The sequence below is a fragment of the Rahnella sp. PAMC25559 genome, assembly GCF_050632365.1.
GTDB classification, from domain to species: Bacteria; Pseudomonadota; Gammaproteobacteria; order Enterobacterales; family Enterobacteriaceae; genus Rahnella; species Rahnella rivi.
Genome location: NZ_CP192543.1, coordinates 288708 through 303642 on the forward strand (window position 1 = coordinate 288708; position 14935 = coordinate 303642).

The window sequence follows — 14935 nt, forward strand, 5'->3', positions numbered from 1 at the left end:
TTCCTGCTACAGTTTATTACGCGTTGTCGCCAAACCAGCAGATATTGCGCGCGGCCATGATAAGTTCACCAGCCTGCTCGTCAGTAAGACCTTCAATATCAGCCAGATCGTCGACACCCTGCTCGGCAAGATCTTCCAGCGTACAAACGCCTTGTGCAGCCAGTTTAAACGCCATGCTACGTTCCAGACCCGCCAGGTTCAGCAGATCGTCAGCAGGCTTGTTGTCACCGAGACTTTCTTCCTGGGCTAAAGCCAACGTCGTCAGCGCTTCTTTCGCACGTTCGCGAAGCGCATTCACGGTGTCTTCATCCAGGCCGTCGATTTCAAGCAGTTCGTTCACTGGCACATAAGCCAGTTCTTCGAGAGTAGAGAAACCTTCTTCTACCAGAACCGTGGCGAAATCTTCATCAATGGCCAGGTATTTAGTAAAGGTTTCAATCGCAGCGTGTGCCTCAGCCTGATGTTTGGCCTGAAGGTCGTCTGCTGTCATCACGTTCAGTTCCCATCTGTCATCACCACGATGTTGTTTCAACAGTTGGGAAGCCAAACGTACGTTCTGACCATTACGGCCAATCGCCTGTGCCAGGTTGCTGGCTTCAACGGCGATATCCATGGTGCATTTATCTTCATCAACCACGATGGAGGCAACATCTGCCGGAGCCATGGCGTTGATAACGAATTGCGCAGGATTGTCATCCCAAAGGATGATATCGATACGTTCGCCGCCCAGTTCACTGGAAACGGCCTGAACGCGTGCACCGCGCATACCGACACAAGCACCGACAGGGTCGATGCGTTTGTCGTTGGTTTTCACTGCGATTTTTGCACGGGAGCCAGGATCGCGGGCTGCCGCTTTAATTTCGATCAGCTCTTCACCGATTTCTGGCACTTCAATGCGGAACAGTTCGATCAGCATTTCGTTGCGCGAACGGCTGACAAACAGCTGTGCGCCACGTGCTTCAGGACGAACATCATACAGAACGCCACGAATACGGTCGCCAGAGCGGAAGTTTTCACGCGGAAGCATATCTTCACGCAGGATCACAGCTTCAGCATTGCTGCCCAAATCCAGAGCGATGCTGTCACGGTTAACTTTTTTCACGACGCCAGTGACGATTTCGCCCTGCTGTTCACGGAACTGCTCAACAACCATCGCGCGTTCAGCTTCGCGTACTTTCTGTACGATAACTTGTTTTGCGGTTTGGGTGGTGATGCGGTCGAATGTGACTGACTCGATTTGATCTTCGATGTAACCGCCGAGTTCGATAGACGGTTCTTCATACTGTGCTGCTTCGAGGGTGATTTCACGCGTTGGCTGAGTCACTTCGTCGACTGCAACCCAACGACGGAAGGTATCGAAGTCACCTGTTTTACGGTCAATGCTGACGCGGACTTCGATTTCCTGCTCGTATTTTTTCTTGGTCGCTGTTGATAATGCAATTTCCAGCGCTTCAAAAATCTTCTCGCGCGGGAGGGATTTTTCATTAGAAACTGCTTCTACAACAGCCAGAATCTCTTTGTTCATCCTAGTTGCCTCTTCCAAACTCTTTAAAAGTGGGGTACCAGGTTCGCTTTCTGGATGTTGCTCAGTGCGAACACTTCGTCTTTCCCTTCCACAGTCACCGTGATCATTTCGCCTTCGACAGCTTTGATGATGCCCTGCCATTTGCGACGATTCTGGACCGCCATACGCAGTACCATGCTGACTTCGTCACCGATAAAACGTTGATAATGCTCAGCGGTGAACATAGGACGATCAAGGCCTGGAGAGGAAACTTCCAGGTTATAGGCGACGGTGACTGGATCTTCAACGTCCAGCACAGCGCTCACCTGGTGGCTGACATCAGCACAATCATCAACATTGATCCCGGCGTCACTATCAATATAGATGCGCAACGTCGATTGGCGAGCCCGAACGAACTCGATGCCCACCAGCTCAAAGCCAAGTGCCTCGACTGGTGCTGTAATCAGCTCTGTCAATTTTTGCTCTAATGTGGACAAGCCCACCCCCAAGACATAAAAAAAGGGCTAAATAGCCCAGTGATTCTGTTGCCAAATAACAAAAAACCCCGATAAATCGGGGCTTTATGCAACTGGACCCTATTTGCCGCATAGCGGCTTCGGTACAACTTTCGAAGTGTTATTTTCAAATTGAAGCTTTCAAATGGGAACTGCAGAACATCACAGGAAGATACTGAAAGTCTATTTGAAATAAACACTTAGGGAAAGTGGTTGCGGGGGCCGGATTTGAACCGACGACCTTCGGGTTATGAGCCCGACGAGCTACCAGGCTGCTCCACCCCGCGTCCGAAAACGTGGCAAATACTACGCCGATAATCGCTAAAAAGCAAATTATCACAAAGATTGGTACCGAGGACGGGACTTGAACCCGTAAGCCCATTCGGGCACTACCACCTCAAGGTAGCGTGTCTACCAATTCCACCACCTCGGCACTCTTTTTTTTCACAATCGCTTGTACTGTCCAAGTTCAAGCCACTGTTTAAAACTTTTCACTTCTTTAGGTAAGAAGGTTACTGCTTAGTGAGGAACATCACTGTTCGGCGCTGCTGGAGCTGCCGGTGCAGTTGTCTGCTCAGTTTGCGCTGGCTGACTTAAGTTTTCCCACTCACTGCCTTTTTGGCCTTTATTGGTGCTCATGTTCCCAAGAATCAAACTAATGATAAAGAACAAAGCGGCCAATACGCCGGTCATACGGGTCATGAAGTTACCGGAACCACTCGAACCGAACAATGTGCCAGAAGCACCTGCTCCGAAAGAGGCTCCCATATCAGCGCCTTTACCTTGTTGCAGCATAACCAAAGCCACAAGGCCGATTGCTACGATAAGGAAAATCACCAGAAGAGCGTCGTACATAGTAGTACCTGTATCCTCGCGGGTTCACCGCATGCCAATTGCTTCTCACCAATTTAGCAGGCCATTTAAGGACCCACTGAAGCGGGTGTGAATACTAACCAAAGCCGTATGGCCGCGCAAGAGCAATTTGCAATGGAATGTTCGTTTGCGGAAAAAAACGGCAAATTCATCCAAAAAACCTTCATCAGGTATTATCTGCGCCGTTATCTGATGAGAAGACAACGGCGCAGAGCAGAAAAATTCGCCATTTCTTATCGGGTTACGGCTTGACCGCTTTCACTGCATCGGCAATGCGATTGGCTAATTTTTCTACCAGCTCCGCATCTTCACCTTCCACCATGACACGCAACAAAGGTTCTGTGCCTGATTTACGCAACAAAACGCGGCCACGGCCTGCAAGTTGCTTTTCAACCTCAGCGGTTACCTGCTTCACTTCATCAGATTCCAGCGGATCATGTTCACCAGCGAAACGCACATTAATCAGAATTTGGGGCAATAATTTCATACCGCTGCACAAATCATGAAGAGTCATGTGGTTACGGACCATTGCTGTGAGTACTTGCAAACCTGCAACAATACCGTCTCCGGTGGTCGTTTTGTCCAGCAAAATGATATGACCGGAGTTTTCAGCACCAATACGCCAGCCTTTTTCCTGCATTTTTTCCAGTACGTAGCGGTCGCCCACTTTCGCACGTGTGAAAGGAATGCCGAGCTGCTTGAGCGCAAGTTCGAGGCCCATATTACTCATCAGCGTGCCTACCGCACCGCCTTTAAGTTGCCCCTGACGTAGACCTTCACGCGCGATGATATAAAGAATCTGGTCGCCATCAACTTTGTTACCTTCGTGGTCAACCATGATCAGACGATCGCCGTCACCATCAAATGCCAAACCGACGTCAGCTTTTTCTGCCAGAACGCGCTGTTGCAACTGACGAACGTCCGTTGCGCCGCACTCTTCGTTAATATTCATGCCGTCTGGCTCACAGCCGATAGCGATGACTTTCGCGCCCAGCTCGCGCAGTACACTTGGCGCAATGTGATAAGTTGCACCGTTAGCACAATCGACCACAATTTTCAGACCGTTAAGGCTGAGTTCGCTCGGGAAAGTCCCTTTGCAAAATTCGATGTAACGACCTGCCGCATCCACTATACGACTGGCTTTGCCTAACTCTGCCGATTCAACGCAGGTCAGCGGTTTTTCCAGTTCGGCTTCGATGGCTTCTTCCACGTCATCTGGCAGCTTTGTCCCATCGATGGTGAAAAATTTGATGCCGTTATCGTAATAAGGATTGTGGGAAGCAGAAATCACGATCCCTGCTTCTGCACGGAAAGTACGCGTCAGATACGCCACCGCAGGGGTGGGCATCGGTCCGGTAAAGGATGCCGATAAGCCCGCTGCCGCCAGCCCTGCTTCAAGAGCAGATTCCAGCATATAGCCCGAGATACGTGTGTCTTTACCAATAATCACTTTACGAGAGCCGTGGCGCGCTAAAACTTTTCCCGCTGCCCAGCCGAGTTTGAGAACGAAATCTGGCGTGATTGGGTTATCGCCTACTTTTCCGCGAATGCCATCGGTGCCAAAGTATTTACGGTTGCTCATAGTTATTTTTTATCCCTTGCAGAAAGTGTAGCTTCGACGACACGCATCGCTTCGACGGTTTCTTTTACATCATGTACACGGACGATCTGAGCACCCTGCATGGCTGCGATAACAGCACAGGCAACACTTCCCGTCACACGTTGTTCTGGTGAGACATGAAGCAGTTGGCCGACCATGGATTTCCTCGACATGCCAACAAGAAGAGGCAAGCCGAAATGATGAAACTCAGCCAGTCTGGCGAGCAACTGGTAATTGTGGTTCAGATTTTTACCGAAACCAAAGCCCGGGTCGAGTAACAATTTGCTTTTCGGAATGCCGGCATTTTCACAGCGTGCAATTTGTTCAACAAAATACTCCGCGACTTCAGCAACCACATCCTCATATTTTGGGGAGTGCTGCATTGTTTTCGGTTGCCCTTGCATGTGCATCAGGCAAACGGGCAAACCTGTTTCTGCGGCTGCCTGTAATGCGCCCGGCTCTTGTAAAGAGCGAATGTCGTTGATCAGATGCATACCTGCGCGGGCAGCTTCGCGGATAACGATCGCTTTTGATGTATCCACTGAAATCCAGACATCAAAGCGACGGGCAATCGCCTCAACAACCGGCACCACACGCGCCAGTTCCTCATCTTCACTGACTTCAGCAGCACCTGGACGCGTCGACTCTCCGCCAATATCAAGAAGGGTTGCCCCGGCATTGATCATCGCCTCAGCATGCCTGAGAGCGAGATCCAGCGAGTTATGCCTACCTCCATCGGAAAATGAATCCGGCGTAACATTCAGGATCCCCATTACCTGAGGAAAAGTGAGGTTTAGAATCGATTCTCTGGCTGTGAGTTGCATACGTCATGTCTCGTTTGATCGGTCAGTGGTCGTAATATCTAAATTCCGGGGCAAAGAATGCACGCATAAAAAACCCCGGGCAAGCCCGGGGTTGTATGTAATCAGCATTTTTCCAACCAGCGACTTATTTGCCGCTGAATTGTTCAAACATCGTATTGCCAGGATTTGGCGTACGAGGCTCATCAACCGGCGTTGGTGCTTTTGGCGAACCACCGTCGTTAGAATTGCCATTACCATTTTTACCGCCGACGTCATCCCAGCCAGCTGGCGGGCGAACTTCAGTACGGTTCATCAGATCGTCTATCTGTGGTGCATCGATGGTTTCATATTTCATCAGGGCATCTTTCATTGAATGAAGGATATCCATGTTTTCCATCAGCAAAGTACGCGCACGTGCATAGTTGCGTTCAACCAGAGATTTCACTTCCTGATCGATGATTCGCGCCGTTTCATCAGACATGTGTTTTGCCTTTGCTACTGAACGGCCGAGGAAGACTTCGCCTTCTTCTTCCGCATACAGCAACGGACCTAATTTGTCTGAGAAGCCCCACTGCGTAACCATGTTACGGGCAATGGATGTCGCCACTTTGATATCGTTAGATGCACCGGTAGAGACTTTTTCTACACCGTAGATGATCTCTTCAGCAAGACGACCACCGTACAGCGTGGAAATCTGGCTTTCGAGCTTCTGACGGCTGGCACTGATCGCATCACCTACTGGCAGGAAGAACGTCACACCCAATGCACGGCCACGAGGAATAATCGTGACTTTGTGCACAGGATCGTGTTCAGGAACCAGGCGGCCAATGATGGCGTGACCCGCTTCGTGATACGCGGTGGATTCTTTCTGCGCTTCTGTCATCACCATGGAGCGACGTTCCGCACCCATCATGATTTTGTCTTTGGCTTTTTCGAACTCAACCATAGACACCACACGTTTATTTCCACGTGCAGAGAACAGAGCGGCTTCGTTGACCAGGTTTGCCAGATCAGCACCGGAGAAGCCCGGTGTACCACGTGCAATCACAGAAGCATCAACATCTGTTGCCAGAGGAACGCGGCGCATGTGAACTTTAAGGATCTGTTCGCGGCCACGCACGTCTGGCAAGCCAACCACAACCTGACGGTCGAAACGGCCCGGACGCAGCAATGCCGGGTCAAGAACGTCAGGACGGTTAGTCGCAGCAATAACGATAATGCCTTCGTTACCTTCAAAGCCGTCCATCTCAACCAACATCTGGTTCAGCGTTTGCTCACGTTCATCGTGACCACCGCCTAAACCTGCACCACGCTGACGGCCAACGGCGTCAATTTCATCGATGAAGATGATACATGGAGCAGCTTTCTTCGCTTGTTCGAACATGTCACGCACACGGGATGCGCCGACACCCACGAACATTTCGACGAAGTCAGAACCAGAAATAGTAAAGAAAGGAACCTTGGCTTCACCTGCGATGGCTTTCGCCAGCAAGGTTTTACCGGTACCCGGAGGACCGACCATCAGGACGCCTTTAGGAATTTTACCGCCCAGTTTCTGGAAACGGCTAGGTTCGCGCAGGTAATCAACCAGCTCGCTAACCTCTTCCTTGGCTTCGTCGCAACCTGCAACATCCGCAAAAGTCGTTTTAATTTGATCTTCTGTCAGCATGCGGGCTTTGCTCTTGCCAAAGGACATCGCCCCTTTGCCGCCGCCGCCCTGCATTTGCCGCATAAAGAAGATCCAGACCCCAATCAACAACAACATTGGGAACCAGGAAATAAAGATAGAGGCCAGTAAGCTTGGTTGCTCTGGTGGCTCACCCACTACGGTTACATTTTTGCTCAGCAGCGTATCCAGCAACTTAGGGTCTTCAACTGGAATGTAGGTCGTGTACTTGTTGCTGTCTTTTTTAACAACGTTAATCTCACGTCCATTGATACGCGCTTCGCGAATCTGGTCTTGGGTCAATTCGGACATGAAGGTAGAATAATCTACCCTACGGCCATTAGACTCGCTGGGCCCAAAGCTCTGAAATACAGACATCAATACTACTGCGATGACTAACCAGAGAATCAGGTTCTTCGCCATGTCACTCAAGGGATCAACCTCATATTACAACTGTGTTAACAAACAGCGTTAGGGTACTACAGTTTCCGCCCTGTCGCTACGATGTACACTTCTCGCGAACGTGCTCGGGAAGCGTCTGGCTTACGAATCTTCACCTTCGTAAACAGGGAGCGAATTTCCCGCAGGTATTCATCAAAGCCATCTCCCTGGAACACCTTCACCAGGAAACTTCCGCCTGGTGCTAATACATCCCGACACATATCCAGCGCTAACTCAACCAAATACATCGATTTTGGAATATCGACTGCCGGTGTACCGCTCATATTCGGGGCCATATCGGACATGACCACCTGAACCTTGTTTTCTCCCACGCGGTCAAGCAGCGCTTTGAGAACTAATTCATCACGAAAATCCCCCTGAAGGAAATCGACTCCAACAATAGGATCCATAGGTAAAAGGTCAAGAGCAATGATGCGCCCTTTGCTACCGATCTGCGTGGCGGCAAACTGCGACCATCCGCCGGGTGCTGCGCCTAAATCCACAACGGTCATCCCGGGTTTGAACAGCTTATCGCCCTGCTGTATCTCATCAAGCTTAAACCAGGCGCGGGAACGCAGCCCTTTTTTCTGTGCCTGAATCACGTATTTATCGCTAAAGTGTTCCTGCAGCCAGCGTGTGGAACTTGCAGAACGCTTTTTAATAGACATTATTTAGTAACCATATAGTTTTCCAACTACCCTGTGTTAGAGCTTTTGGAACAAGCTGTTAGCGTCATGACGTCTATGGCTAAGTCAGTATAAATCACATCCCGAAGCAGTGCGGGTTGGTCATATACATGAGATGGCGGTAGAATGACCCGTTTTCAATCCCAACTTAAGCAAAAAAGACGATGAATCTTAACAATAAACAAAAACAGTACCTGAAAGGTCTGGCACATCCACTGAAACCGGTTGTCATGCTGGGTAACAACGGCCTGACAGAAGGCGTGCTTGCCGAAATCGAACAGGCACTGAAGCATCACGAACTGATCAAGATTAAAGTCGCGGCAGAAGAACGCGAAACGAAGACCTTGATCGTAGACGCTATCGTGCGTGAAACCAAGGCGTGTAATGTGCAAGTTATCGGCAATATGCTGGTACTTTATCGCCCTTCTACCGAAGACCGCAAAATTATCTTACCGCGTTAATTCGTCAAAGTTTAACGAAAAACGCTTTAGATTTTCGGAAAGGTGCCACGAAATCACGTTCAGGAAAAGGCTATAACTGGCCTTTTTACGTTAGTTTTCAATTTAATGTGAAGTCATTCACTTCATGAATGGGTGATTTATAGGGCGAAACATTACGTTTCGCCCTTTTTAATGCAGATTTTTAGAGGTACTCGACCTTCAGTACTTCAAACTCAACATCCCCGCCTGGGGTGCTGATCACAACCACGTCATCCTGTTCTTTCCCAATCAAACCGCGTGCGATAGGTGAGTTCACAGAAATCAGATTTTGCTTAAAGTCAGCTTCGTCGTCACCCACGATGCGGTAGGTCTGTTCTTCTTCGCTGTCCAGGTTCATCAATTTCACCGTGGCACCAAAAATGACACGACCCGTCGCCGGCATTTTTGTCACGTCGATCACCTGAGCATTTGAAAGCTTGGCTTCGATCTCCTGAATACGGCCTTCACAAAAGCCCTGCTGTTCGCGGGCAGCGTGATACTCAGCATTCTCTTTCAGATCGCCGTGTTCGCGCGCAGTGGCAATATCAGCAATAATTTTTGGACGACGTACGCCCTTCAGATGATCCAGCTCTTCACGTAATCTTTCTGCGCCACGCAACGTCATCGGAATCGGTTTCATATATTCATTACCTCTAACTTGGTCCTTTCGGTAAACACCGTCCTGATTGAATCAGGTAAGAAATTAAGCCAGCTCTTTTGACCTACTCACTCTGGCGAAAAACAAAAAAAACCTCACCCGGAGTTGCCACCAGGCCAGGATTCATTTTGCATTATGATTCGTATTTTAACGTAGAGTTCCTTGAGGATCATCGTTTACTTTCAGCCACGTTGCGCCTGGGTTCGTAGCATCGTAGTATGGCACCACATTATCCTGTTGTTACCCAGAGCCTTTACTCAAAATAATGCGTTTTATACGAATAGTCAGTGGATTAGCATGCGCGTTTGTTCTGAATACAAATGCGGCTCAGATCGAAAATTACACAGAATATCTGCCTGACGGTACGAATCTGGCTGTGCTGGTACAGAAAATAGGCGCTCCCGCGCCTGCCATCGACTATCACGGTTCCCAGATGGCGTTGCCCGCCAGTACCATGAAGATCCTGACCGCGCTGGCGGCCTTACTTCAGTTGGGTCCAGATTTCCGATTCACAACCACCCTGGAAACCCCGGGCTCCGTTTCCGATGGCGTCTTAAAAGGGGATCTGGTCGCCCGTTTTTCCGGTGATCCGACGCTGAAGCGTCAGAATATTCGGAATATGGTCGCAGTGCTGAAAAAACAGGGCATTAAAGAGATCAGTGGTGATGTGGTCGTGAACACGTCAGTGTTTGCCAGCCATGACAAAGCCCCCGGCTGGCCATGGAATGACATCACACAGTGCTTCAGTGCGCCGCCCGCCGCCGCGATTGTCGATCGTAACTGTTTCTCGGTGTCCCTTTACAGCGCGCCTAAACCTGATGAAAACGCCTTTATCCGCGTAGCCTCCTATTATCCGGTGCATATGTTCAGTGAGGTCCGCACGCTGGCAAAAGGTTCTCCGGATGCGCAGTATTGTGAACTGGATGTTGTACCAGGAGAATTCAATCGCTACACATTGACCGGTTGTCTGACCCAACGCAGTGAACCTTTGCCACTGGCTTTCGCCATTCAGGATGGTGCCAGCTATGCCGGTGCAATTTTGAAAGACGAACTCTTGCAGGCAGATATTCAGATTGATGGCACGTTGAAACGTCAGACGCGCCAGACACCTGCCGGGACGGTGCTTGCACAAACGCAGTCTGCTCCGTTGCATGATCTGCTGCGCATCATGCTGAAGAAATCCGACAACATGATTGCCGATACGGTATTTCGTACGATTGGTCATCAGCGGTTTGGTGTGCCGGGAACCTGGCGTGCCGGTTCAGATGCTGTACGCCAAATCCTTCGCCAGAAAGCGGGCATCGATTTAGGCAACTCTATTCAGGTTGATGGCTCAGGCCTGTCACGCCACGATTTGCTGTCACCGGCGACGATGATGCAGGTACTGCAATACATCGCGCAGAACGATAAGGATTTAGACTTTATCTCAATGCTTCCACTGGCCGGTCATGACGGTACGCTGCAGTATCGCGGTGGTCTGCACGAAGCCGGTGTGGACGGCAAAGTGTCTGCGAAAACAGGCTCACTGTCTGGCGTATACAACCTGGCAGGCTTTATCACCACAGCCAGCGGGCAACGCATGGCGTTTGTTCAGTTCCTCTCCGGATACGCAGTGCCTCCGGAAGACCAGCGTACGCGTCGCGCTCCGCTGGTACGCTTTGAGAGCCGTCTCTATAAGGACGTCTACCAAAATAATTAACCCTGGAGAAGTGCCAGACGATGAAACTGCTGATAGTTGAAGATGATGAACTTTTACGGCAGGGTTTATCGCTGGCATTAACCAGCGATAATTATGTCTGCGACTGCGCATCCACCGCGGCAGAAGCCCAAAGCCTCATCCAGACCAGTCAATACAGTCTGGTGATCCTTGATTTAGGGTTGCCAGATAAAGATGGCGCCACGCTTCTGCGTCAATGGCGTCGCCAAAGAATTTCCCTTCCCGTCCTCATTTTGACCGCCCGTGATGCCCTTGAAGACCGCGTCGATGGCCTGGACGCCGGTGCCGATGATTACCTGATCAAACCTTTCGCCCTGGCCGAGCTCCAGGCGCGGGTTCGTGCGCTTATTCGCCGCTATCAGGGACAAAGTGATAACGAGATTTCCGTTGGCAATTTGAAAATTAACCTCTCGTCGCAGCAAACCTATCTGGGTGACGCTCAGGTGGAAGTCACGCCGAAGGAATTTGCGATTTTAACCCGGCTGATGATGCGCGCCGGGCAAACGGTCAACCGCGAGTTACTTCAGCAAGATCTCTATACCTGGCAGGACGATTTAGGATCCAACACGCTGGAAGTTCACGTCCATAACCTGCGCCGCAAACTGGGTAAGGAACTCATCCGCACAGTGCGCGGCATTGGATACCGGCTGGAGATAGCACCGTGACCAGTATGCGCCGCCGTCTACTTGTTATGCTGGCGTTGATTCTTTTTGTCACCCAACTCACCAGCATTTTCTGGCTCTGGCATGAAAGCCAGGAGCAGATTAATGTGCTGGTGAATGACACGCTTTCCGCCCAAGTCCGCAATGCGCATGTTGAGAAGGAAATTGCCGAAGCGATTGCCTCGCTGATTGCGCCTTCTTTGCTGATGATGGCCATTACTCTGGTGCTCTCCTTCTGGGCAATCAGCTGGATTATTCGTCCATTAAACCAGTTACAAAAACGTCTGGAAACCCGCTCGGCAGATAACCTTTCGCCTTTGCCACTGAACAGCGAAATTCGCGAGGTGGTGGCGGTGACAAACGCCCTCAATCAGCTGTTTTCGCGCCTTTCAAATACGATTCAGCAGGAACGATTATTCACTGCCGATGCCGCTCACGAATTACGAACGCCACTTGCCGGAGTGCGTCTGCATCTTGAGATCATGCAAAAAAATGGCATCACCGGCAGCGATACCCTGATTGGTCGCATCGATCAGCTTATGCATACCATTGAACAATTACTGATGTTATCCCGCGCCGGACAAAATTTTGCTAAAGGTGAATATCAGCAAGTGGATCTTGTGGCAAACGTCATCGAACCGCTGCGTGAAGAGTTCTGCGAGATGCTGGAAGATCGCCAACAAAGGCTGATTTTGAGGCTTCCGCAACATGCCACGCTTCAGGGAGATGCCGTTCTGCTTCGTTTACTGGTGAGGAATCTGGTGGAAAATGCTTTCCGCTACGGCCCTGAGAACAGTGAAATACTCATTACAGTGCAGCCACAGAACAAGGGTTTCCTGATACAAATTGACGATGAAGGTCCGGGGATTGATGAGACAAAAGCGTGTGAGCTGACCCAGGCATTCAAACGTATGGATCAACGTTATGGCGGCAGCGGATTGGGTTTGAACATTGTGATACGTATTGCTCAACTTCACTGCGGAACGTTGACGTTGCGTAACCGTGCCTCAGGCCACGGGTTGAGTGCGCAATGCTGGCTGCCCGATGTGATTTTGGAAAATGCCCTTTCACTTTCTGCCAGCACCACGAAAAACATGTATTAAAAAAGGCTGCCACTGGCAGCCTTTCAGATTGAGATCTACGCCGGATTAACGTTCGTAAATGATTTCAACGCCTTCGTCGTCGTCTTCATCCCAGTCATCATCCCAGTCGTCGTCAGCTTCAGATTCCACTTCAGCCAGTTGTTCACGGTGATAATCATCCCACATGAATTCAACTTTTTCTGGCGCAGCTTCTTCAATCGCCATGTGCTTAGGATTTTCATTGATAAATTTCATCACATCCCAGCACAGTGCATTCACGCCTTCGCGATTAGCGGCTGAAATCAGGTAGTAGTTACCTTCCCAACCCAGCGCTTCTGCAATGGCTTTAGCACGCGTCTCAGCTTCTTCTTTTTCGATCAGATCAACTTTGTTGAATACCAGCCAACGTGGCTTTTCAGCCAGTTTTGCATTGTATTGCTGCAACTCGTTGATGATAACTTTCGCATTCTCGATCGGATCAGATTCATCAATCGGCGCGATATCGATCAGGTGCAGTAACACACGGCAACGCTCAAGGTGTTTCAGGAAGCGAATACCTAAACCAGCGCCTTCAGATGCCCCTTCAATCAGACCAGGGATATCGGCGATCACAAAGCTTTGCTCACTATCCATACGAACAACACCAAGGCTTGGTACCAGGGTGGTAAACGGATAGTCAGCAACTTTTGGTTTCGCTGCGGAAACGGCACGAATGAAGGTCGATTTACCCGCATTTGGCAGCCCCAGCATGCCCACGTCAGCCAGCAGCATCAGCTCAAGCGCGATATCACGCTCTTCGCCTTTCGTGCCCATGGTTTTTTGGCGTGGGGAACGGTTAACCGACGATTTGAAGCGGGTATTGCCAAGACCGTGGAAACCGCCTTTAGCCACCATATTGATCTGACCGTGTTTGGTCATATCAGCAAGCACTTCACCGGTGGCCTGATCCAGAACGCGCGTACCAACGGGAACTTTGATCGTAATATCTTTACCGCGTTTACCGGTACAGTCGCTGCTCTGACCGTTTGTGCCGCGCTCCGCGCGATATGATTTCACAAAGCGGAAATCGATCAGCGTATTGAGGTTTTCATCAGCAAGCAGGAAAACATCGCCACCATCGCCACCGTCGCCGCCATCAGGGCCGCCACGGGGAATATATTTCTCACGACGGAAGCTCACACAACCGTTACCGCCGTCACCTGCCACGATCAATATTGTGGCTTCATCAACAAACTTCATTTGTACTGTCTCCGTAAATCATTCGCCGGGCAGCTATAGTTTAGCTACCAGGTTTTGCTCTGTCCGACGAGGCCACCAACGATGGCCTGCTGCGGAAAACATTGCACCCGCCACCACCACAAATGCCCCAAGATAACCTACAAAATTGAGCACTGGTGCGGCGAAATAGCCCGGCCAGGCAAGTGCTAACAGATCTGAAAATAGCAGGGTAAACAAGGGCGTCAGCGTCACTATTGCGCTGACCTGCGATGCCTGCCATCTCGCCATCGCTTCCGCTAAGGCGCCATATCCTACTAAGGTATTCGCGCCGCAAAACAACAAACAGGCAAACTGCCAGCCGCTGAGCTGTGAAAGCATCGCCGGACTGGCCAGCGGGAGCAATGCGATAGAACATAAAGTGTACAGCAAAAACAAGATTTGCGGCGAGGCCAACTGACGCAACAGAACCTTTTGCGCCACACCATAAATCACCCAAACCATTGCTGCCCCGACACCAAAAATCACACCGAGGGTGTAATCGGTAAGACGGGTAAATATTTCAATCAGGCTGACATTGAAGAACAATATCAGTCCTAAAATCAACATAATGGCGCCAATAACCTGCGTGACACGCATCTTCTCTTTCAGGATTATCACACTGGCCAGCATCATACCAACAGGCGAAAGCTGACCGATAACCTGAGAAGCCGTCGGACTGAGAAACTTCAGTGAAGAACTAAAAAGAACAAAGTTCCCCATCAGCCCTGCGGTGGCAATTAACACCAGAATAAGCCAGCGTGGCCTGCTTAAAATCACTCTTGGCGGTAAGCGGCGCTTCGCGGCAAGAATGCATCCCAGCACAATTGCAGCCATGGAAAATCGGTACCAGACCACCGTAAAGGGATCCATGACGACCAATACCTGCTTCATAGCGATGGGCAAAGAGCCCCAACTCATGGCAGTGATCAGCGCTAACATGATCCCGACAGGTGCCTGCGATTTAGTATCCATTATCCGCCAGAATGGGCTAA

At 50.2% G+C, this 14935-nt stretch carries 15 protein-coding genes and 2 tRNA genes; 5 read left to right on the forward strand and 12 right to left on the reverse strand.

Going from position 1 to position 14935, the window contains the following annotated elements; all coding sequences use genetic code 11:
* Positions 1 to 16: 16 nt before the first annotated feature.
* From nusA to secG, 5 genes are all read right to left on the reverse strand, one after another.
* Complete coding sequence (gene nusA / locus ACQZQY_RS02605) at positions 17 to 1525, reverse strand: transcription termination factor NusA (protein ID WP_056782435.1); 1509 nt, start codon at positions 1523 to 1525, stop codon at positions 17 to 19.
* Positions 1526 to 1548: 23 nt separating this feature from the next.
* Positions 1549 to 2001, reverse strand: coding sequence for a ribosome maturation factor RimP (gene rimP, locus ACQZQY_RS02610; protein WP_056782522.1), 453 nt, complete (start codon positions 1999 to 2001; stop codon positions 1549 to 1551).
* Positions 2002 to 2229: 228 nt separating this feature from the next.
* Positions 2230 to 2306 (reverse strand) — tRNA-Met (locus ACQZQY_RS02615).
* A gap of 59 nt (positions 2307 to 2365) precedes the next feature.
* Positions 2366 to 2452 (reverse strand) — tRNA-Leu (locus tag ACQZQY_RS02620).
* Positions 2453 to 2538: 86 nt separating this feature from the next.
* Complete coding sequence (gene secG / locus ACQZQY_RS02625; RefSeq protein WP_056782436.1) at positions 2539 to 2874, reverse strand: preprotein translocase subunit SecG; 336 nt, start codon at positions 2872 to 2874, stop codon at positions 2539 to 2541.
* Positions 2875 to 2961: 87 nt separating this feature from the next.
* On the opposite strand from secG, the gene ACQZQY_RS02630 reads away from it, so the two are divergent.
* Positions 2962 to 3144: a hypothetical protein gene (locus tag ACQZQY_RS02630; RefSeq protein ID WP_183850034.1), complete on the forward strand. Its 183-nt coding sequence runs from the start codon at positions 2962 to 2964 to the stop codon at positions 3142 to 3144.
* Here the strand turns inward: ACQZQY_RS02630 and glmM are convergent.
* The 4 genes from glmM to rlmE all read right to left on the reverse strand — a co-directional run bounded on the left by glmM (position 3134) and on the right by rlmE (position 8070).
* Positions 3134 to 4474 (reverse strand): phosphoglucosamine mutase, encoded by a 1341-nt coding sequence (gene glmM, locus ACQZQY_RS02635; protein ID WP_056782437.1) that lies wholly within the window; start codon positions 4472 to 4474, stop codon positions 3134 to 3136. The genes ACQZQY_RS02630 and glmM overlap by 11 nt on opposite strands.
* 2 nt (positions 4475 to 4476) lie before the next feature.
* Complete coding sequence (gene folP / locus ACQZQY_RS02640) at positions 4477 to 5316, reverse strand: dihydropteroate synthase (protein ID WP_056782438.1); 840 nt, start codon at positions 5314 to 5316, stop codon at positions 4477 to 4479.
* Positions 5317 to 5440: 124 nt separating this feature from the next.
* Positions 5441 to 7393, reverse strand: a complete 1953-nt coding sequence (gene ftsH, locus ACQZQY_RS02645) for an ATP-dependent zinc metalloprotease FtsH (RefSeq protein WP_072158216.1) — start codon at positions 7391 to 7393, stop codon at positions 5441 to 5443.
* A 47-nt stretch (positions 7394 to 7440) separates the two neighbouring features.
* Positions 7441 to 8070 (reverse strand): 23S rRNA (uridine(2552)-2'-O)-methyltransferase RlmE, encoded by a 630-nt coding sequence (gene rlmE / locus ACQZQY_RS02650; RefSeq protein ID WP_056782440.1) that lies wholly within the window; start codon positions 8068 to 8070, stop codon positions 7441 to 7443.
* A 182-nt stretch (positions 8071 to 8252) separates the two neighbouring features.
* Here rlmE and yhbY point away from each other — a divergent pair, with 182 nt between their 5' ends.
* Positions 8253 to 8549, forward strand: a complete 297-nt coding sequence (gene yhbY / locus ACQZQY_RS02655; RefSeq protein WP_056782441.1) for a ribosome assembly RNA-binding protein YhbY — start codon at positions 8253 to 8255, stop codon at positions 8547 to 8549.
* Positions 8550 to 8730: 181 nt separating this feature from the next.
* On the opposite strand, the gene greA is transcribed toward yhbY, so the two are convergent.
* Positions 8731 to 9207: a transcription elongation factor GreA gene (gene greA / locus ACQZQY_RS02660; protein WP_056782442.1), complete on the reverse strand. Its 477-nt coding sequence runs from the start codon at positions 9205 to 9207 to the stop codon at positions 8731 to 8733.
* A gap of 283 nt (positions 9208 to 9490) precedes the next feature.
* On the opposite strand from greA, the gene dacB reads away from it, so the two are divergent.
* Genes dacB through pmrB form a run of 3 tightly spaced genes read left to right on the forward strand, consistent with a single transcriptional unit; the run spans position 9491 to position 12707 of the window.
* Positions 9491 to 10924 (forward strand): serine-type D-Ala-D-Ala carboxypeptidase, encoded by a 1434-nt coding sequence (gene dacB / locus ACQZQY_RS02665; RefSeq protein WP_056782443.1) that lies wholly within the window; start codon positions 9491 to 9493, stop codon positions 10922 to 10924.
* Positions 10925 to 10944: 20 nt separating this feature from the next.
* Complete coding sequence (gene pmrA, locus ACQZQY_RS02670; protein ID WP_056782444.1) at positions 10945 to 11607, forward strand: two-component system response regulator PmrA; 663 nt, start codon at positions 10945 to 10947, stop codon at positions 11605 to 11607.
* Positions 11604 to 12707: a two-component system sensor histidine kinase PmrB gene (gene pmrB, locus ACQZQY_RS02675; RefSeq protein ID WP_431296576.1), complete on the forward strand. Its 1104-nt coding sequence runs from the start codon at positions 11604 to 11606 to the stop codon at positions 12705 to 12707. Before pmrA ends, pmrB begins: the two co-directional genes overlap by 4 nt.
* A 45-nt stretch (positions 12708 to 12752) precedes the next feature.
* On the opposite strand, the gene cgtA is transcribed toward pmrB, so the two are convergent.
* Both cgtA and ACQZQY_RS02685 read right to left on the reverse strand, forming a co-directional pair.
* On the reverse strand, positions 12753 to 13925 hold the full coding sequence (gene cgtA / locus ACQZQY_RS02680; RefSeq protein ID WP_056782446.1) for an Obg family GTPase CgtA: 1173 nt from the start codon (positions 13923 to 13925) through the stop codon (positions 12753 to 12755).
* 33 nt (positions 13926 to 13958) lie between these two features.
* Positions 13959 to 14915, reverse strand: coding sequence for a DMT family transporter (locus tag ACQZQY_RS02685; RefSeq protein WP_056782447.1), 957 nt, complete (start codon positions 14913 to 14915; stop codon positions 13959 to 13961).
* Between the last annotated feature and the right edge of the window lie 20 nt (positions 14916 to 14935).

Bases quoted from the DNA above. Each gene is read 5' to 3' on its own strand.
- nusA (WP_056782435.1), bottom strand. From the start codon at position 1,525: ATGAACAAAGAGATTCTGGCTGTTGTAGAAGCAGTTTCTAATGAAAAA.
- secG (WP_056782436.1), bottom strand. From the start codon at position 2,874: ATGTACGACGCTCTTCTGGTGATTTTCCTTATCGTAGCAATCGGCCTT.
- glmM (WP_056782437.1), bottom strand. From the start codon at position 4,474: ATGAGCAACCGTAAATACTTTGGCACCGATGGCATTCGCGGAAAAGTA.
- folP (WP_056782438.1), bottom strand. From the start codon at position 5,316: ATGCAACTCACAGCCAGAGAATCGATTCTAAACCTCACTTTTCCTCAG.
- rlmE (WP_056782440.1), bottom strand. From the start codon at position 8,070: ATGTCTATTAAAAAGCGTTCTGCAAGTTCCACACGCTGGCTGCAGGAA.
- yhbY (WP_056782441.1), top strand. From the start codon at position 8,253: ATGAATCTTAACAATAAACAAAAACAGTACCTGAAAGGTCTGGCACAT.
- greA (WP_056782442.1), bottom strand. From the start codon at position 9,207: ATGAAACCGATTCCGATGACGTTGCGTGGCGCAGAAAGATTACGTGAA.
- dacB (WP_056782443.1), top strand. From the start codon at position 9,491: ATGCGTTTTATACGAATAGTCAGTGGATTAGCATGCGCGTTTGTTCTG.
- pmrA (WP_056782444.1), top strand. From the start codon at position 10,945: ATGAAACTGCTGATAGTTGAAGATGATGAACTTTTACGGCAGGGTTTA.
- cgtA (WP_056782446.1), bottom strand. From the start codon at position 13,925: ATGAAGTTTGTTGATGAAGCCACAATATTGATCGTGGCAGGTGACGGC.
- ACQZQY_RS02685 (WP_056782447.1), bottom strand. From the start codon at position 14,915: ATGGATACTAAATCGCAGGCACCTGTCGGGATCATGTTAGCGCTGATC.